We start from the raw sequence: 18,896 nt of genomic DNA, 5'->3' as shown, positions 1-18,896 counted from the left end.
GAAATATCTTCCTAGCGCAAACGGGATTTGAGTTCGATAAAGCGGCGGGTGGCAAACAACCCGGCCGGCAGCGCGTGACGTTCGGCGCCCAGCCACGGCATCAACAGCGGCATCTGTTGCTCGGCCGACAAACCTTGCAGCGACTGCTCAAGTGCACGCTGATCAGCATCGATGGGCTGCTCGGTGTTCGTCGCAGCGATTTTATTACGGCGCCTGGACGCGGCTTTTGGCGCTGCCCAGTCGCCAGCAATCCAGTCATGCAGCAACTGCTTTTCGTAAGGGCTGAACACCCCGAACATCGCCGCGCCGTCGCCGTCGATCAGGGTCCAGAAGCGACTCTGCTGCGGGTCCTGATGACGCTTGATCCAGCCCTTGTTTTCCATGGCTGCCAGGAACCCCGGCATCGAGTCTGGTTCCGCCAGCCATTGGTTGACGGTCTTGCCCTCGAAACGGCAATAGTCCGAGTGCATATGTTGGCCAAAGGGCCGCTTGCGTTCGAGCATGCTTAACAGCTCATCGTCCAGATCGAAGGACTCGATCACGGCCTGGCTGCCCTGCCCCAGGTCATTCAGCCGATAACCCAGGCTGACCCGGCGCAGAAACTCGTCGCGATCCGCTTCCACCGGCAGCAACTGCATCAAGGCTTGCACGGCCTTCTGCGCGTGGCCGGTGCTGGCGTTGTCGATAGTGACGTGCAAGGTGAAATAGTACGGGTCAATGCCCAGTTCACTGAGCTCATAAGCGGTGATCAACAAGTGCAAAGGCAATTGCTCATAACCGAGGTTATAGCCGATGACTTCTGGCAGAAACTCATCCAGGCACTCGCCGAGCGCTAGTTGGATCGCGCCTTGCAGAAAATGCTCATCCGCCAACGCGTGGGTGTCGAGGTCATGTTCGGCGAGCAACTTTCGATACAGTACCACGTGGTTTTGCGCCGGATTGCCGTCGCCGAGCTCTTCCAGATAGGTGCGCAGCAAGCCATCAAAACGGTGGTCGTGCCAGTGCGCCAGCGTGCCGTTAAGCCAAGCGCCGTCCACCAATTTAGTCGGGGCCACGGCTTGGAGAAAGAACAAAGCCTGGGCTTTGCTGCGGAAGTACTGACGCGGGCCGCCGGCCTGGCGTGCCTTTAGATAGGCAGCGTATTGCGTGGCCACCGCGTGGCAACGTTGCTCGACCCAGTCCGGCAATTGCGCGATAGTTTCAGGCAATTCGTCCTGCAACGCTGACGCCGCTTCCAAATGGTCGCGCAGAAAACCCGCCGCCCACTCACGGCGCGATTGATCCGCCGATGCGCCGAGCAGTTGCTGGTAGATTTCCCGCAACCCGCCACCGCTCATGGAATGGGGATGTACGGCCTGGGAATGTAGCTGTGTCAGCGCAGTCATAAATGGTCTCTCTTTCATTAACGCCCAATGTCAGGACGCTGTGCAGCACGTCTCTATTCAACAGAGCAGGCGGCACTGAAATTAATTCCATTGAGTTTGCGCAGGCACGGATCAGCGGCTGTTTAACGACCGTCCGAGTAGCCGTTGATCCAGTGCATCATGGTCGGCAGGCCGGTCAACGGGAACACATGCAGGCGCACATCGCCCAGATCCCGCTGAGCAACGGCTTGCTGCAACACTGCGAGGAATGCCTCAGGGCCGACGTTGCTGAGCAAGGACGTGGCCTTCCAGCCATATTGTTTGATCATCGCCATGGACACCCCGACCCGGCACTGGCTGGCGAACTTGAGCAGCCCCGGCAGCGTACTCGGGCTCGGCACGCCAATGTGGATCGGCGCCTGAATGCCGGCCCGCCGCACCTGCTCGATCCAGGCCACCACCGCCTCGGCGTCAAATGTCAGTTGCGTGGTGATATCCACCGCACAGCCCTGATCCTGCAGCGCCCGCACTTTCTGTTCGAGGTAACGCCACAGCACTTCATCGGCGATCTTCGGGTGACCTTGCGGGTAACCGGCGATGCTTACGCTTTGCAGCTTGAAGCGTTGCAGCAGCCCGCTGTTGATCACTTCCAACGAATCATTGAACGGCCCTTGCGGCGTCGCCGGGTCGCCACCCACCAATAGAATTCCGCGGATATCGGCGAGGCGGATGGCTTCGCTGAGGTAACGCTCCAGCACATCGACCGAGCCGAGGCGCCGCGAGGAAATGATCGGGAACGGGCTGAGCCCTTGCTGCACCAGGGTCGACACTGCCTCCAGGCGTTGCTCGAGGGTTTCGCTGCTGAGGTAAGCAATATTGACCCGCGTGCCCGGAGGCAACAGCGCGCCGTCGCGGTGAAACTGCGCTGAGTCGCGGGCAGTGGTCTCCAGGGTGAAAGCGTCGAACAGGTTGGACGGTGCGGCGTTCATCAACGGCCCCTTGGCTGGGTTTTGCCTAATCTGCCTCAGTTCGCGGCGCGACGTCAGGCCTGTGTCGCGATCAGGCACCGCAGCGGCGGATTCGGATGCGGCGCCGTGTCGCGCCGCTCACCGCAGCGGGCGGAAAAAGGCACGGATGTCTTCGGCCAGTAACTGCGGCTGCTCCATCGCGGCGAAATGCCCGCCCTTGGGCATCGACGTCCAGCGCTGCACATTGAAGCTGCGCTCGACCCAACTGCGCGGCGGCATGGGCAGTTCCGCCGGGAACAGCGCCACGCCCATAGGCACCGTCACCCGCTCGCCCGCCGCAAACGCTAATGGCCGCGCACGACCTTCTACGTAGGGGCGGAACGACGAACCGATGCAACCGGTAAACCAGTACAGGCTGATGTTGGTCAGCAGCGCATCCAGTTCGATCGCCTGTTCGAGGTTGCTGTCGTGATCGGTCCAGGCCTGGAATTTCTCGACAATCCAGGCCGCCAGCCCGGCCGGCGAGTCGTTGAGCCCGACCGCCAGGGATTGCGGCTTGGTGCCCTGGACCTTGGCGTAAGCCCCTTGGGTCTCGGCGAAGTGTGCCGAGCGGTCGAGGAACGCCTGCTCCTGCGCGTTGACGGTCGGTTGATCGGGGCCCAGTGACGGCCGATAAGAGCCGGGAATGTAGTTCAGATGGATACCCGTCAGACGTTCGGCAAAGCGCCGGCCCAGCCAACTGGACACCCCGGCCCCGAGGTCACCGCCCTGGGCGCCAAACCGTGGGTAGCCGAGGCCAGTCATCAGCTCGGCCCAGAGCCCGGCGACTTCGAACGGCCCGGTGCCCTTGTGCAGCGGTGCGGGCGAGAAGGTGTAGCCGGGCAGCGAGGGCACCACCACATGGAACGCATCTTCCGCCTCGCCGCCGTGGCTGGCGGGGTCGGCCAGCAGCGGGATGAGTTTTTCCATTTCCACAAACGAACCGGGCCAGCCGTGGGTCAGCACCAACGGCATCGGCGCCGGGCCAGTGCCGGGTTGATGGATAAAATGAATCTGCTGCTCACCGACAGTGGCCCGGTACTGCGGCAAACGATTGAGCTGCGCTTGCCGGGTTGGCCAGTCGAAGTGGTTGAGCCAATGGTCCAGCAGGCGATCGAGAAACTCCAGATCAACGCCTTCGCTCCAGCCTTGGCCATCGATCGCGATTAACCGCCGTGTGCGGCGCAGACGATTGTGCAAGTCGTCGAGGGCGTCTTGGGCGATGGCGATGTTGAATGGCTCGATGTGCATGGGATTGCGTTCCGGCGTTGACGGTGAGTTGTGAGTTTACGCAGATCCTGTGGTGGGGATTCTATGTCCACCGGCAAAACTTGGTGCCAGACCGATGCCATCGCTGGCAAGCCAGCTCCCACAGGTTTTCTGGGTGTCGCAGAATTGTGTTCATTAGAGATCAAATGTGGGAGCGGCTTGCTCGCGAAGGGGCAGGCACATTCCATATTGATGTGGTCTGACACACCGCTTTCGCGAGCAGGCTCGCTCCCACAGCATCCAGCGGAGCCGATCTCGCTTACGCTATAGTCAGTCAACCAATGCCCTACTCTGCCCACTCACTCTGCACCACTCGGTAACCGCACCAATGACCACCCCACCCTTAGCCAGTGATTTGAACCTGTGCCTGTGCCACAGCTGCGGTATGGCGTGTGATATGCGCGACGAGCCGACTGTTTGCCAGCGCTGCGAGGCGCCGTTGCATCGGCGCAAAGTCAATTCGCTGACCCGGACCTGGGCGTACCTGCTGGCATCGCTGGTGTTTTACATTCCGGCGAATCTGCTGCCGGTGATGAACACCACCATGCTCGGTAATGGCGCCGACAGCACGATCATGAGCGGCGTGCTGGAGTTCTGGGAGGGTGGAGCCTGGGACATTGCGCTGATTATTTTCATCGCCAGTATTGCGGTGCCCGGGATCAAGTTTGTGGCGCTGACCTTGCTGCTGGTCACGGTGCAGCGCGGTAGTCAGTGGGCGCGGGTGCAGCGTTCGAAGTTGTACCGCTTCGTCGAGCTGATCGGCTACTGGTCGATGCTCGATGTGCTGGTGGTGGCGCTGGTTGCCGCGTTGGTCAAGTTCCAGTCCCTGGGCGACATCGAACCGCGACCGGGGATTCTGTTTTTCGGGCTGGTGGTGGTGTTCACCATGCTCGCGGCCATGAGTTTTGACCCGCGGCTGATCTGGGAAGACCAGGCCGAGCGAACGCTGGATCAAGTGCCCGAGCACTGAACCCGGAGCGTTCCCGCCGCATAAAAAATCCCCGATGCCTGCACCGGGGATTATTCGTGATGGGTGAGAGACTCAGCCGGCCAGCGTCGCCAGGGCCTGTTCCACTCCGGCACCATACGCCGGGTCAGCGAGGTAGCAGTGCTTGAGGTGCAACTGCTGAACCGGCGTCGAAACCCCTTGCAGCGCGCGGGCGGTGTTGTCGAACAAGGCCTGCTGCTGGGCCGGGTTCATGTTGCGGAACAGGTTGCCCGGCTGGCTGAAGTAGTCGTCGTCCTCGCGGTGGTTCCAGTGCCCCGCCGCGCCTTCGATCGACAGCGGTGGTTCTCGGAAGTCCGGCTGTTCCTGCCAGGCGCCACGGGTATTGGGCTCGTAGGAGGTGGTGCCGCCGGCATTGCCGTTGACCCGCATCAAGCCGTCGCGATGGTAGCTGTTGACGTTCAATGCGCCGCGCGGCGCGTTCACCGGAATCTGGTGGTAGTTGACGCTTAACCGATAGCGCTGGGCGTCGCCGTAGGAGAACAAGCGGCCCTGGAGCATCTTGTCCGGCGAGAAGCTGATACCCGGCACGATGCTCGTGGGGGCGAACGCGGCTTGCTCGACGTCGGCGAAGAAGTTGTCCGGGTTGCGGTTCAGCTCCATCACTCCGACTTCGATCAGCGGGTAATCGCCCTTAGGCCAGACCTTGGTCAGGTCGAACGGGTTGATGTGGTAAGTGCCGGCCTCATTTTCCTGCATGATCTGCACAAACAGTTTCCAGCGCGGGAAATTGCCGCTTTCGATGTTCTCGTACAGGTCACGCTGGTTCGATTCACGGTCCTTGCCCACCAATTCCTGCGCTTCGGCGTCGGTCAGGTTGGCCACACCTTGCTGGGTGACGAAGTGAAACTTGACCCAGAAGCGCTGGTTGTCGTGGTTGAGAAAGCTGTAGGTGTGGCTGCCGAAACCGTGCATGTGGCGGAAGCTGCGCGGGATGCCGCGTTCGCTCATGACGATCGTGACCTGGTGGAACGCTTCCGGCAGTTGCGTCCAGAAGTCCCATTGGCTGTCGGCGCTGCGCATCCCGGTGCGCGGGTCGCGTTTGATCGCGTGGTTGAGGTCAGGAAATTTCAGCGGATCGCGCAGGAAGAACACCGGTGTGTTGTTGCCCACCAGGTCCCAGTTGCCTTCTTCAGTATAGAACTTCAGGGCGAATCCGCGGATATCGCGCTCGGCATCCGCTGCGCCGCGCTCACCCGCCACACTGGAAAAGCGGGCGAACATCTCGGTTTGCTTGCCCACTTCGGAGAAGATTTTCGCCCGAGTGAACTGCGTGATGTCGTGCGTCACGGTGAAGGTGCCGAAGGCGCCAGCGCCCTTGGCATGCATGCGCCGCTCTGGAATGACTTCGCGGTCGAAATGGGCCAGTTTCTCCAGGAGCCAAATGTCCTGCAATAACGCCGGACCACGCGGCCCGGCAGTTTGAATATTCTGGTTATCGACAACTGGAGCGCCAAACGCGGTAGTCAGCTTATTATTACTCATGGTGAACTATTTCCTTTTATCAAACATAAAAAACTGCGAATCACTCGACAACTTGCGCAGCAACGGACTCACCTTAATTCAGCAACTTTCCAGCGTCCCATTGTGTTTTCAATCAACACGCATATAACTTTTCAATGACTGAATAACAGGCAAAAAAAAAGGCGAGAGGGGAGTCTTAGCTTCTCCCAACCCGCCGGCCCCATGGGCCATAATGCCGAGCGCGGGCTCGACTGAAGAGTTGTTTTAGTTGCGCGCTGATGAGCTGATCTTTATTCAATAAGGCGCAAACTTTCAAATACCTGAACAAACTAATTTGAGCGCAGCAGGAAAATCTATCGATGATTAATCAGATATTTTCTATTACTGCTGTATGGCGTAAGTATGCGAACAACGCCGGGTATTGGCCAGTCGCTCATGGCTTCGAATCCAGCCAAAAAGCGTCGGATATCAGCCAACAGGTTCAGCGGTGGCGAAGATGCTGAGGTCAGGCACACAAAACGTGGGAGCGAGCCTGCTCGCGAAAGCAGTGGTGCAGCCAGCAGTGATGTTGAGTGTGCTGGCCTCTTCGCGAGCAGGCTCGCTCCCACAGTATTTGGGCGGGCAGTTACTCAGTCATCCCGCGTCAGCACTTCCAGCAGTTCGATCTCGAAGATCAGGTTCGAATTCGGCGGGATCGCCGCCATGCTGCGTTCGCCATACCCCAGGTGCGCAGGCACCAGCAGTTTGCGTTTGCCGCCCACCTGCATGCCCATCAGTCCCAAGTCCCAGCCCTTGATCACCCGGCGAGTGCCGATCACGCACTGGAACGGTTTGCCGCGACTGTAGGAGGAATCGAACTCGCTGCCGTCCTCCAGCCAGCCACGGTATTGGGTGGTAATCAAAGCACCTTTGACCACGGTTTTGCCGTCGCCGGGCTGAAGGTCAATCACCTGCAGTTCATCATTCATGGGTTCACGCTCGTCATCCACGGCCACCAAAGCCGATCTGGCGGCCGTTTTCCCAGAAATCGCCGGACAATTCAACCGCGACTCAACGTTCGACCGGGGTGATGTCTCTGATCGTGCCGTTGGTGATCATGACCATCATGTACTTGTCATTGATCTGAACCCATTGCGCCTGCTCCGCCGGGGCTTTGAGGCCTTTTTGCTTCCAGTTGGAAATTGCCTTGTCCGAGCGTTGGTAGACGTCCGGGGCGCGGTCGCCGACGTTCAGTTCACGGGTGTTATTGACGCCGGGCTGCACAGTTTTGTCCGGCGATTCCGCTGCCTGGACCAGAGGACTGATACCAGCGACGCTGGCGGCAATGGCCAGGGCGGCGAGTAGGGTTTTGCTGTTCATGGGGTAATCCTCCAGTGATGATGTGCGTCCTGAACTCCGACTGCGCGGCGGCTAAATCATTCATTCCACGTGAAAAATGCCCCGGCACGCGGATTGATAATAGCGGTGCATCAATGCATGCCAACTATGCACTTATCATCGGCGACACCCTGGGCCAGTATCCGCCCCAATAACAACCACGGGCTGCACCTTCCCGTGTCATAAAAAGCGGAGAACCAGACGATGCACGCTTCCCACGGGCCCCTGACCACGCGTCGAGCACGGGCCAGCGCAATATTCCGAGTGACCTCGGGCAACTTCCTTGAACAATTCGACTTCTTCCTCTTCGGCTTTTACGCCAGCCAGATCGCGGCCGTATTCTTCCCGGCCAGCAGTGAATTCGCCTCGCTAATGATGACCTTCGCCGTGTTCGGCGCCGGGTTCTTGATGCGGCCGCTTGGCGCAGTGGTGCTGGGTGCCTACATCGACGATGTCGGGCGACGCAAAGGGCTGATCGTCACGCTGTCGATCATGGCCAGCGGCACGATTCTGATTGTGCTGGTGCCGGGTTACGAAACCATCGGCCTGGCGGCTCCGGCCCTGGTGCTGGTCGGCCGCCTGCTGCAAGGCTTCTCAGCCGGCGCGGAACTGGGCGGCGTCTCGGTGTACCTGGCGGAAATCGCCCTGCCGGGGCGCAAAGGTTTTTTCACCAGTTGGCAGTCCGCCAGCCAGCAAGTGGCGATCATCGTCGCGGCTGCCCTCGGTTACGCATTGAACCAATGGATGGCGCCGGCGGTGGTCGCCGACTGGGGCTGGCGGATTCCGTTTTTCGTTGGTTGCCTGATCGTGCCGTTTATCTTCCTGCTGCGGCGCAATCTGCAGGAAACCGAAGAATTCGCCGCGCGCAAGCATCGGCCGACGATGAAAGAGGTGTTCCGCACACTCGGGCAAAATTGGCGGGTGGTGTTCGCCGGGATGCTGATGGTGGCGTTGACCACCACCGCGTTCTACCTGATCACTGTATACGCGCCGACTTTCGGCAAAAGCGTGCTGCACTTAAGCACCTCTGACGCGTTGCTGGTGACCCTGCTGGTGGGCGTGTCGAACTTCTTCTGGCTGCCGATCGGCGGCGCGCTGTCGGACCGCATTGGCCGCCGCCCGATGCTGATCGCCATGGCGTTGCTGGCATTGGCGAGCACTTACCCCAGCCTGACTTACCTGGTGAATGCGCCAAGTTTCCTGCACATGCTGCTGGTGCTGCTGTGGCTGTCGTTTATCTACGGCATGTACAACGGCGCGATGATCGCGGCGCTGACCGAGATCATGCCGATGGAAGTGCGCGTCGCCGGGTTTTCCCTGGCCTACAGCCTGGCGACTGCGGTGTTCGGCGGTTTCACCCCGGCGGTGTCGACCTTGCTGATCCAGTACACCGGTGACAAGGCCGCGCCGGGTTACTGGATGAGTTTCGCCGCGCTCTGTGCGCTGGTCGCCACGCTTTACCTGTATCGCCGCTCCAGCGGCCGCCTGCAACCGGCCATCGCCTGAACCCTGCCTCGGAGAACCCTTGATGAATAAGCTATTCAACGCTGCTGCCCTGCTCGCCACCCTCGCCCTGAGCAGCGTGGCCCAGGCGCAAGACATTCGCGTGATGACCTCCGGCGGTTTCACCGCGGCCTATAAAGTCCTCGGCCCGAAATTTGCCGCCGCCACTGGCAACACCCTCGACACCCAGCTCGGCCCATCCATGGGTAAGGCGCCGGAAGCGATCCCCAATCGACTGGCCCGTGGCGAACCGGCGGACGTGGTGATCATGGTCGGCTATGCCCTCGACGAGTTGATCAAACAAGGTAAGGTGGACCCGGCGTCGCGGGTTGAATTGGCGGATTCGCGGATCGGCCTGGTGGTGCGTGACGGCGCGGCGAAACCTGACATCAGCTCGGTCGACAACCTCAAACAGACCTTGCTGCACGCGCAATCGGTGGCCTACTCCGACAGCGCCAGTGGCGTGTACATCGAGCAGGAGCTGTTCAAACGCCTGGGCATTGAGGCGCAGCTCAAGCCGAAGGCGAGCATGGTGCCGAAGATCCCAGTGGCGTCAGTGGTTGCCAGCGGTGATTACCAATTGGGCTTCCAGCAAGTCAGCGAACTGCTGCCGGTGCCGGGCGTGACGTACGTCGGCAAGATCCCCGAGTCCGTGCAGTCAGTGACACGCTTCGCCGCCGGGATTCCGGTGGGCGCGCAACACCCGGCCGAGGCCAAGGCGTTGCTCAGCTATCTCGCTGCGCCCGCCGCCCAGGCTGATATAAAGGCCACCGGGCTGGACTCGGTCACTCGCTGAGCGCCGCCCGCGGCTGGATTTTCATCTCGACGATCAAGCGCTCCAGTTCCAGCGCCGCCGGGGTCAGGGTCCGGCCCCGGCGCTTGATCAGGCCGACGCTGCGCATCACTTGCGGCTCGGTCAACGGCACCTGCGTCAGGGTTGGATGCTCCCCCGCCGGCATCGCCATCGATGGCACTGCCGCGACGCCCAGCCCGGCCTCCACCAGGCCGATCATGGTAGTGACGTGGCGCGTCTCACAAATACTCGGACGCTGCGGCACCACCCCGGTCAGCGCCTGATCAAGCAAGAAGCGATTGCCCGAGGTCTTGTCCAACGAGATGTAATCCTGCTGGTACAGTTCGGCCCAGGTCACACTGGCCCGAGCGGCCAACGGATGATCGCGCCGGCAGGCCACCACGTAGCCTTCCTGCACCAGCGGCTCGAACTCGACTTCAGGCTCCAGCCTGCCGAGGAAACTCAAGCCGAAATCCGCTTCGCCGCTGACCACGGCGGTCAATACATCATGGGCGCTGGCGTCGAGCACCTTGACCTTGATCCGCGGAAACTGCCGGTGATAGCGGGCCACCACGCTCGGCATAAAGTAGTAAGCCGCCGAGGGCACGCAGGCGACCGTGACATGGCCCATGCGATTCGACGCCACTTCGCTGATGCCCAGCAGCGCCACGTCCAGATCATCCAGCAAGCGCTCGACACTGGGCATGAAGCCGCGTCCGGCCTGGGTCAGGCTGACCTTGCGCGTGGTGCGCTCGAACAGCCGCACGCCCAGCGCGTCTTCGAGCTTTTCGATGCGCCGGCTCAACGCAGGTTGCGAGATGCGCACCGCGTCGGCAGCCTTGCGAAAGCTGCCTTGCTCGACTACCGCGCGGAAAGCTTGCAAGTCGTTGAGGTCGAAATTGATGGCCATTGCGAGTACTCGGGCAACCGGCGAATTAATCCGCTCGGGGCATGAATGTAACTAATTGATGCAGATTGTAACAACGATTAACGCCACCGAGGCTGACGATCCGGGCGTCAGCCTTTATCCTGTGCGCCCCGCCGCACCGTATCCCTGGAGTTTTCTCATGCCCCACGAAGGCAGCCTGTTGCAAGCCGCCGTTGTTTTTCTGCTCGCAGCGGTCCTCACCGTGCCCCTGGCCAAGCGCCTGCAATTGGGCGCGGTGCTGGGTTATCTGTTCGCCGGGGTGATCATCGGCCCATCAGTGCTGGGCCTGATCGGCAACCCGCAAAGTGTCAGCCATATCTCCGAACTCGGCGTGGTGTTGCTGCTGTTCATCATCGGTCTGGAGTTGTCACCGCGACGGCTGTGGGTGATGCGCAAATCGGTGTTCGGCGTCGGTCTGGCGCAGGTGCTGCTGACCGCCGCGACCATCGGCGTGCTGGCGCTGTTCCTGTTCGGCCAGCCGCTGAACAGCGCGATTGTCCTGGGCCTGGGCCTGGCGCTCTCCTCCACTGCTTTCGGCCTGCAAAGCCTGGCCGAGCGCAAGGAACTGACCAGCCCCCATGGTCGCCTCGCCTTCGCGATCCTGTTGTTCCAGGACATCGCGGCGATCCCGCTGATCGCCATGGTGCCGTTACTCGCCGGCAGCGATCACGCCAGCAGCTCGGCGGACAACCTCAACCATGGCCTGCGAGTGTTGGGCAGTATCGCCGTGGTGGTGATCGGCGGGCGCTATCTGTTGCGTCCGGTGTTCCGCATCGTGGCGCGCACCGGTTTGCCGGAAGTGTCCACCGCCACCGCGCTGCTGGTGGTGATTGGCACTGCGTGGTTGATGGAAGAAGTCGGCGTGTCGATGGCGCTGGGGGCGTTCCTCGCCGGGTTGCTGCTGGCGGATTCGGAATATCGCCACGAACTGGAAGCGCAGATCGAACCGTTCAAGGGCCTGTTGCTGGGCCTGTTCTTTATCAGCGTCGGCATGGGCGCCAACCTGAGTTTGCTGATCAGCGCGCCGATCACTGTGCTCGGCCTGACGCTGCTGCTGATCGCGATCAAGCTGCCGCTGCTGTTTGTGGTCGGGCGCCTGGCCGGTGGCCTGGGCAAGGTCAATGCGATTCGCCTCGGTATCGTCTTGGCGGCCGGAGGTGAATTCGCCTTCGTGGTGTTCAAGATCGGCCGCGACCAGGGCCTGTTCGAGGCCAACCTCTATGACCTGCTGGTGCTGACCATCACCCTGTCGATGGCGGTCACACCGTTGCTGCTGTTGCTGTGCGCGCGGCTGGTCAGCCCCAAAGTGCAACCGGTGGTGGTGCCGGAGAAATTCCGCGAGATCGACACCGATGAGCCACGGGTGGTGATTGCCGGCATGGGCCGGATGGGCCAGATCGTTGCGCGGATCCTGCGGGCGCAGAACATCAAGTTCGTGGCGCTGGACACTTCGGTGGAAACCATCGAATTGTCCCGTAGCTTCGGCGGCGTGCCGGTGTTCTACGGCGACCCCATGCGCCCGGAAATCCTCAACGCGGCCAAGGTCGAGCAGGCGGAATATTTCGTCATCGCCACCGACGACCCGGAAACCAACATCAAGACTGCCGAGCTGGTGCATCGGCTGTACCCGCACATCAAAATCATCGCCCGCGCCCGTAACCGCCAACACGTCCACCGGTTGGTGGACATCGGCGCCGACGCGGTGCGCGAGACCTACTATTCCAGCCTGGAAATGACCCGCCGCACCCTGGTCGGCCTCGGTTTGACACAGGCCCAGGCCGACGCTCGGATCAAGCGCTTCAAGCACCACGACGAACAGGTGCTGGAAGCGCAACACGCGGTGTACGACGACGCGGCCAAACTCCTGCAATCGGCACAGGATGCCCGGGCGGAACTGGCGAAATTGTTCGAGTCGGATGAGTTGCAAGAGAGGAACAACAAATGAGCGACCAACCGGCCCCGGCCCTGAAGGAAATCTTCAACCCCGAGCGTCTCAAGCACATCGCCGAACAGGTCAAGGCGGTGTACCCGGACTTCGACAGCAAGGCCTTCCTCAAGCAGGTCAATGCAGGCCTGGCCGAGCGCTCGATCATGCAGCGTATGGCCCACGTCGCTGACTGCTTGCACGCGGTGCTGCCGCTCGATTACGAAGCGTCGCTGGACGTGCTGCGCCAAGTCGCGCCGCGGCTGAACAGCGCGTTCGTCACCCTGTCGCTGCCGCATTACGTTGCCACCTACGGCAGCCATGCGTTCGACACTTCGATGGACGCGCTCAAATATTTCACAGTGTTTGGTTCCTCGGAATTCGCCATCCGTTACTTCCTGCGCAGTGACCTCGAGCGCTCGCTCGAGCTGATGCTGGAATGGTCGCTGGATGAAAACGAACACGTGCGCCGCCTCGCCAGCGAAGGTAGCCGGCCACGCTTGCCGTGGTCGTTTCGCCTGGAAGCGATCCAGGCCGACCCGACGCTGGCGGCGGGCATCCTCGACAACCTCAAGGCCGACCCGAGCCTGTACGTGCGCAAATCGGTGGCCAACCACCTCAACGACATCACCAAGGATCACCCGGACTGGGTGCTGGACCTGATCGAAGGCTGGTCGCTGGACAACAAGCACACCGCGTGGATCGCCAAACACGCACTGCGCAGCTTGATCAAACAGGGCAATCAACGGGCGCTGGCGATTATTGGTGCCGGCAGTAAAGCGCAAGTGCGCTTGCTCGACCTGCAAGTGACCCCGGCAGTGATTCGCCTGGGCGACAGCATCAACCTCAACTTCACGGTGCAATCCACGGTCGCCGAGAGCCAGCGCCTGGTGATCGACTACGCCATCGATTATGTGAAAGCCAACGGCAGCACCTCGGCCAAGGTCTTCAAGCTCAAGGCCCTGACTTTGCCGGGCAACGGGCGTGAACGGGTCAGCCGTGGCCAGCAGATCCGCGAGCTGACGACTCGCAAGCACTACCTCGGCCGCCACGCGGTGTATGTGATGGTCAACGGCGAGCATCTGGGCAGCACGGCGTTCGACATCGTCGAGTAATCACGGCCCGAGCAACATGCCCTGCTCGGTTTCACACAACTGCACCACGTAATCCCACACCACCCGCAGCCGCACCGATTTGTGCAGCTCGCGGCGGGTGCTGATCCAATAGCTGCGCTGGATGCTGTCGTTGGGCAACAGCGGCACCAGTTGCGGCTCGCGGTCGGCCATGTAGCACGGCAACACCGCGATACCCAGCCCGGCACTGGCCGCTTGCTGTTGGGCGATGACGCTGGTGCTGCGGAAGATCACCTGCGGATTGCGGCAAAAACTGGTGAGGAACATCAATTCCTGGCTGAACAGCAGGTCATCGACATAACCGATCCACGCATGCCGGGCCAGGTCTTCGCGGCTGCGCAACGGCGGCGCGCGGTCGAGGTAGGCCTGGCTGGCATAGAGTGCCAGGCGATAGTCAGTGAGTTTGCGGGTGACCAGCATGTCGGCGGACGGTCGCTCCAGGTGGATGCTGATTTCCGCCTCGCGGTTGAGGATGCTGACAAAGCGCGGCACCGCGACCAATTCCACCTCCAGCCCCGGATAACGCTCGAACAGGCCATTCATACGGCTGGCGAGAAACATGATGCCCAAACCTTCGGTGACGCCGACGCGGATCTTGCCCAGCGGCGCGGTGGACTGGGTGATTTCCTCCTGCGCCAGCAACGCAACGTTTTCCATGGACTCGGCATGCTTGAGCAACGCTTCGCCGGCCGGTGTCAGCTCATACCCCTGGGCGTGCTGGACGAACAGCGCGGTGCCGAGGCTGGTTTCGATAGCCTCGATGTGGCGCGCCACGGTGGCGTGGGTGGTGTTCAAACGCTTGGCAGCGGTGAGCAGGCGACCGCTGCGCTGCAACTCGAGAAAGAACCGCATGTCATTCCAGTCGAACATTCCGTCTCCTTCGATGCAGGCTGTCTGAAAACGCACAGCGGCTGCGCAAAAACTAACATTCTTCTCACGAAAACTAACAACTAGGATGTAAGCGCCACAAGAGAAAACCAACAATAAAAAATGCGAGGTTTCTTTTATGTTGCCTGCCAGTGATGAATACGACTATGTCGTGGTCGGCGCCGGACCCGCCGGGTGCCTGCTGGCCAATCGGTTGTCGGCCAACCCGCAACACCGCGTATTGCTGCTCGAAGCCGGCGGACGCGATAACTACCCCTGGATTCACATACCCGTCGGCTACCTGTTCTGCATCGGCAACCCGCGCACTGACTGGTGCTTCAAGACCGAAGCACAACCCGGCCTGCAAGGGCGTGCCCTGAGCTACCCGCGAGGCAAGGTGCTCGGCGGCTGCTCGTCAATCAACGGCATGATCTACATGCGCGGCCAGTCCGGCGATTACGATGGCTGGGCGGCGGAAGGCAACCCAGGCTGGGCCTGGAAAGATGTGCTGCCGTTGTTCAAGCAAAGCGAAAACCACTTCGCCGGCGATTCCGAATTCCATAACAGCGCCGGCGAATGGCGGGTGGAACAGCAGCGCCTGTCATGGCCGATCCTCAATGCCTTCCGCACCGCCGCCGAACAGAGCGGAATCGCCAGCGTCGACGACTTCAACAGCGGCGACAACGAAGGCTGCGGCTATTTCCAGGTCAATCAGAAAGCCGGAGTACGCTGGAACGCCGCCAAAGCGTTCCTCAAACCGATCCGCAAGCGCCCTAACCTGACCGTGTTGACCGAGGTCGAAGTTGATCGCGTCCTGCTCGAAGACGGCCGCGCTTCGGCGGTCAGCGCTCGCTGGCAAGGTCAGGCTCGGCAGTTCAAGGCGCGCAAGGAAATCGTCTTGTGCGCCGGTTCGGTGGGTTCGCCAGGGATCTTGCAACGCTCGGGCATAGGTCCGCGCACCCTGCTGCAATCATTGGGCATCGGTGTGAAACACGAGCTCAATGGCGTCGGCGGCAACTTGCAGGATCACCTGCAACTGCGGCTGATCTATCAACTGGAAAACGCCCGCACCCTGAACCAGATTGCCGGCAGTGTCTGGGGCAAGATGGGCATGGGCATGCAGTACCTGTACAACCGCAGCGGCCCGCTGTCCATGGCCCCGAGCCAACTCGGCGCCTTCGCCCGTTCCGGCCCGGAACAGACCTCGGCCAACCTTGAATACCATGTGCAGCCGCTATCGCTGGAGCGTTTCGGCGAGCCGCTGCACAGTTTCCCGGCGTTCACCGCTTCGGTCTGCGATCTGCGGCCGCACAGCCGTGGCCGCATCGACATTCGCTCGGCCGATCCCCAGGACGCACCGCTGATCCAGCCCAATTACCTCAGCCATCCGGACGACCTGAGGGTCGCTGCCGATGCCATCCGCCTGACCCGGCGCATCGTCAGCGCCCCGGCGCTGCAAGCTTTCAAACCGGTGGAATACCTGCCCGGCAGCGCCCTGCAAAGCGATGAGCAATTGCAGGAAGCCGCCGCACGAATTGGCACCACGATTTTTCACCCGGTGGGCACTTGCCGCATGGGCCAGGACGCGGACGCGGTGGTCGATGCGCAACTCAGGGTGCATGGCATTCCGGGGCTGCGCATTGCCGATGCCTCGATCATGCCACGCATCACATCGGGCAACACCTGCTCACCAACCTTGATGATCGCCGAGAAAGCTGCGCAACTGCTGCTCGGTACTGGCTTAAGGAGCCCCGCACAACAGGAAGAACTGGCTACAGTGTTTTGAGTATTGCGCGATCACGCTTTAAAGACCAAAGGCAAACGCGGTACCCGCCCAAAAGGCCGGTACCGACAGTGGAACAAAAAAAACAATCACTGTGAGGACTACCCGATGTCAGAGCATGTTCAACCGCTGGAAGCCACGCGCAGTGGTGCCACCAGCCAGGATACCCAGAAAGTCATTTTCGCCTCGTCCCTCGGGACGGTGTTCGAGTGGTACGACTTCTTCCTTTACGGCGCCCTGGCGGCAGTCATCAGTAAACAGTTCTTCGCCGGGGTCAACGACACCACGGCGTTCATCTTCGCGTTGATGGCATTCGCTGCCGGGTTCATCGTGCGGCCGTTCGGCGCGCTGGTGTTCGGGCGGCTGGGTGACATGATCGGGCGCAAATACACCTTTCTCGCCACCATCGTCCTGATGGGCCTGGCGACCTTCGCTGTCGGGTTGCTGCCGACGTACGCCAGCATTGGCATCGCCGCGCCAATCATCCTGGTGGTGCTGCGCATGCTGCAAGGCCTGGCGCTGGGCGGTGAATACGGTGGCGCCGCGACCTACGTCGCCGAACACGCGCCGATTGGCAAACGCGGTTTCCACACCAGTTGGATTCAGTCCACCGCGACCCTCGGCCTGCTGCTGTCGTTGCTGGTGGTGCTCGGTTGCCGCTACTTCACCGGCGACCAGTTTGAAGTCTGGGGCTGGCGCATTCCGTTCCTGCTGTCGATCGTGCTGCTGGGCATTTCCACCTGGATTCGCCTGAAGCTCCACGAATCGCCGGCCTTCCTGAAAATGAAAGACGAAGGCAAATTGTCCAAAGCGCCGATCCGCGACTCCTTCGGCAAATGGGAAAATCTCAAAGTGGTGCTGATCGCCCTGTTCAGCATCAATGCCGGGCAAGCCGTGACCTTCTACGCGGCGCAGTTCTACGTGCTGTTCTTTCTTACACAATTCCTGAAGATGGACCCGGCGCTGGCCAACAGCCTGCTGATTGTCAGCGTGATCATCGGCGCGCCGTTCTTCATTCTGTTCGGCTGGCTGTCGGATAAGGTCGGGCGGAAACCGGTGCTGATGATCGGCCTGTTGCTGGCCACCGCGCTGTACTTCCCGATCTTCAAAAGCATCGCCCATTACGCCAACCCGGCGATCGACATGGCGAGTAAACAGGCGCCGATCAGCGTGATTGCCGATCCGGCCACTTGCACCTTCCAGTTCGACCCGGTGGGCAAGGCGCGTTTCGACAGCCCGTGCGACAAGGTCAAGACCTTCCTGGTCAAGCAAGGCCTGCCCTACTCCAGCGTCGCCGCCCCGGCCGGCAGCAACGTGCAGGTCAGCGTGGGCGACGTGAAACTCGATGGCTACGACGAAGCCGCCCTGCGCGGCGCCGTGACGCTGGCCGGCTACCCACAAAAAGCCGATATGCAGCAGATCAACAAACCGATGATCGTAGCCCTCATCGTGCTGCTGATCGTGATCTCGGCAATGTGCTACGGCCCCCTGGCAGCGTTGATGGTCGAACTGTTCCCAACCCGCATCCGCTACACCTCGATGTCCTTGCCCTACCATATCGGCAACGGCTGGTTCGGCGGCTTCCTGCCCACCGTGTCGTTTGCGCTGGTGGTCTACACCGGGGATATTTTCTACGGCCTGTGGTATCCGGTGCTGGTGACCGGGGTCAGCCTGGTGGTCGGTTTGATTTGCCTGCGTGAGACCAAGAACGTGGATCTGGAGACCAACTGACCGTTCTGCCTTTGTGGGAGCGAGCCTGCTCGCGAAGAGTGCATCAGCCTCAACCTAGGTGTTGAAGGTGACTCCGCTTTCGCGAGCAGGCTCGCACACAGGGAAAATGCGTACCCCGAAGCCAGGTCGGCTAATAGGCCGCCTCGGCGAATCGCTTTTGATCTGGCTTTTGATCTGTTCTGCCCCGTTAACCGGAGGCTGAACGCAGGTCTTGCGCAGTGGGCAACCCGGCAGGACGCCGGGTTAGCCGCCCACGGCCAGGGATGGCCGATGGCGGCGGGCCCACGGAGCAAGGCCGGAGTGAGGGCATGCCGAGCCTAGGCGAGACACCGAATGGAGGGGATGAAAGCCTTTGGTTACTTTGGGCTTTTCAAAGTGACCCGCTGTAAAAGCGGAACCTATTTCAGCCATCATTAGAGACATGGATATGTACACCTGCAAAATCTCTAGTAACTAAGCAGAAGTCATCGCTGGCAAGCCAAGCTCCCATAGGGTTCTGCGTCGTGCACAGAAACATCACCCACCCCAAAACACTGTGGGAGCTGCGGTGCGACGATCCGACTTGCCAGCCATGAGGCCCGAACTAGCCATAGAGATGTATTGCCTGACAGTACGCCTTCGCGAGCAGGCTCACTCCCACAGAGGGGCGCGTACCGCCCGAGACCAGGTCGGCTACTAGGCCGCCTCGGCGCATAGCTTTTGATCTGGCTTTTGATCTGCTCTGCCCCGTTAACCAGAGGCTGAACG

At 61.1% G+C, this 18,896-nt stretch carries 15 protein-coding genes; 7 read left to right on the top strand and 8 right to left on the bottom strand.

Features of this window, described 5'->3' with window-relative positions:
* Positions 1 to 11: 11 nt before the first annotated feature.
* The 3 genes from RG836_RS14490 to RG836_RS14480 form a co-directional block, all read right to left on the bottom strand.
* The gene (locus RG836_RS14490) at positions 12 to 1,385 is read right to left on the bottom strand and encodes an iron-containing redox enzyme family protein (RefSeq protein ID WP_310846592.1); all 1,374 of its coding nucleotides are present in this window, start codon (positions 1,383 to 1,385) and stop codon (positions 12 to 14) included.
* Between the two features lie 122 nt (positions 1,386 to 1,507).
* Positions 1,508 to 2,353, bottom strand: coding sequence for a methylenetetrahydrofolate reductase (locus RG836_RS14485; RefSeq protein WP_310846590.1), 846 nt, complete (start codon positions 2,351 to 2,353; stop codon positions 1,508 to 1,510).
* A gap of 117 nt (positions 2,354 to 2,470) precedes the next feature.
* The gene (locus RG836_RS14480) at positions 2,471 to 3,622 is read right to left on the bottom strand and encodes an epoxide hydrolase family protein (protein WP_310846589.1); all 1,152 of its coding nucleotides are present in this window, start codon (positions 3,620 to 3,622) and stop codon (positions 2,471 to 2,473) included.
* A 346-nt stretch (positions 3,623 to 3,968) separates the two neighbouring features.
* Between RG836_RS14480 and RG836_RS14475 the strand changes: the two genes are divergently transcribed.
* Positions 3,969 to 4,610, top strand: a complete 642-nt coding sequence (locus RG836_RS14475) for a paraquat-inducible protein A (protein WP_310846588.1) — start codon at positions 3,969 to 3,971, stop codon at positions 4,608 to 4,610.
* 72 nt (positions 4,611 to 4,682) lie between these two features.
* Here the strand turns inward: RG836_RS14475 and RG836_RS14470 are convergent, their stop codons facing one another.
* From RG836_RS14470 to RG836_RS14460, 3 genes are all read right to left on the bottom strand, one after another.
* Positions 4,683 to 6,131 carry a catalase gene (locus RG836_RS14470; protein ID WP_310846586.1) on the bottom strand — a complete coding sequence of 483 codons (1,449 nt, stop codon included), beginning with the start codon at positions 6,129 to 6,131 and terminating at the stop codon, positions 4,683 to 4,685.
* A gap of 608 nt (positions 6,132 to 6,739) precedes the next feature.
* Positions 6,740 to 7,078, bottom strand: a complete 339-nt coding sequence (locus tag RG836_RS14465) for an FKBP-type peptidyl-prolyl cis-trans isomerase (RefSeq protein WP_310846583.1) — start codon at positions 7,076 to 7,078, stop codon at positions 6,740 to 6,742.
* An 82-nt stretch (positions 7,079 to 7,160) separates the two neighbouring features.
* The gene (locus RG836_RS14460) at positions 7,161 to 7,469 is read right to left on the bottom strand and encodes an RcnB family protein (RefSeq protein WP_310846580.1); all 309 of its coding nucleotides are present in this window, start codon (positions 7,467 to 7,469) and stop codon (positions 7,161 to 7,163) included.
* A gap of 222 nt (positions 7,470 to 7,691) precedes the next feature.
* On the opposite strand from RG836_RS14460, the gene tcuC reads away from it, so the two are divergent.
* Together tcuC and RG836_RS14450 are read left to right on the top strand one after the other, a co-directional pair.
* Positions 7,692 to 8,993 carry an MFS transporter gene (gene tcuC / locus RG836_RS14455; protein ID WP_310846578.1) on the top strand — a complete coding sequence of 434 codons (1,302 nt, stop codon included), beginning with the start codon at positions 7,692 to 7,694 and terminating at the stop codon, positions 8,991 to 8,993.
* 22 nt (positions 8,994 to 9,015) lie between these two features.
* Positions 9,016 to 9,786, top strand: coding sequence for a substrate-binding domain-containing protein (locus RG836_RS14450; RefSeq protein WP_310846576.1), 771 nt, complete (start codon positions 9,016 to 9,018; stop codon positions 9,784 to 9,786).
* Here RG836_RS14450 and RG836_RS14445 read toward each other — a convergent pair.
* Complete coding sequence (locus tag RG836_RS14445; protein WP_310846573.1) at positions 9,776 to 10,693, bottom strand: LysR family transcriptional regulator; 918 nt, start codon at positions 10,691 to 10,693, stop codon at positions 9,776 to 9,778. The genes RG836_RS14450 and RG836_RS14445 overlap by 11 nt on opposite strands.
* A 157-nt stretch (positions 10,694 to 10,850) precedes the next feature.
* Between RG836_RS14445 and RG836_RS14440 the strand changes: the two genes are divergently transcribed.
* Positions 10,851 to 12,656: a monovalent cation:proton antiporter-2 (CPA2) family protein gene (locus tag RG836_RS14440; protein WP_310846570.1), complete on the top strand. Its 1,806-nt coding sequence runs from the start codon at positions 10,851 to 10,853 to the stop codon at positions 12,654 to 12,656.
* Positions 12,653 to 13,750, top strand: a complete 1,098-nt coding sequence (locus tag RG836_RS14435; RefSeq protein ID WP_310846567.1) for a DNA alkylation repair protein — start codon at positions 12,653 to 12,655, stop codon at positions 13,748 to 13,750. Before RG836_RS14440 ends, RG836_RS14435 begins: the two co-directional genes overlap by 4 nt.
* Here the strand turns inward: RG836_RS14435 and RG836_RS14430 are convergent, their stop codons facing one another.
* Complete coding sequence (locus RG836_RS14430; protein ID WP_310846566.1) at positions 13,751 to 14,638, bottom strand: LysR family transcriptional regulator; 888 nt, start codon at positions 14,636 to 14,638, stop codon at positions 13,751 to 13,753. It abuts the gene before it with no gap.
* A 136-nt stretch (positions 14,639 to 14,774) separates the two neighbouring features.
* On the opposite strand from RG836_RS14430, the gene RG836_RS14425 reads away from it, so the two are divergent.
* Both RG836_RS14425 and RG836_RS14420 read left to right on the top strand, forming a co-directional pair.
* The gene (locus RG836_RS14425) at positions 14,775 to 16,421 is read left to right on the top strand and encodes a GMC family oxidoreductase (RefSeq protein WP_310846563.1); all 1,647 of its coding nucleotides are present in this window, start codon (positions 14,775 to 14,777) and stop codon (positions 16,419 to 16,421) included.
* A gap of 105 nt (positions 16,422 to 16,526) precedes the next feature.
* Positions 16,527 to 18,149: an MFS transporter gene (locus RG836_RS14420; RefSeq protein ID WP_310846562.1), complete on the top strand. Its 1,623-nt coding sequence runs from the start codon at positions 16,527 to 16,529 to the stop codon at positions 18,147 to 18,149.
* The last annotated feature ends 747 nt before the right edge of the window (positions 18,150 to 18,896 follow it).

The sequence above is a fragment of the Pseudomonas rhizozeae genome, assembly GCF_031583775.1.
Taxonomy (GTDB): Bacteria; Pseudomonadota; Gammaproteobacteria; order Pseudomonadales; family Pseudomonadaceae; genus Aquipseudomonas.
The sequence above is the reverse complement of the archived record's forward strand: the minus strand, read 5'-3'. Positions and strand labels throughout refer to the sequence as shown.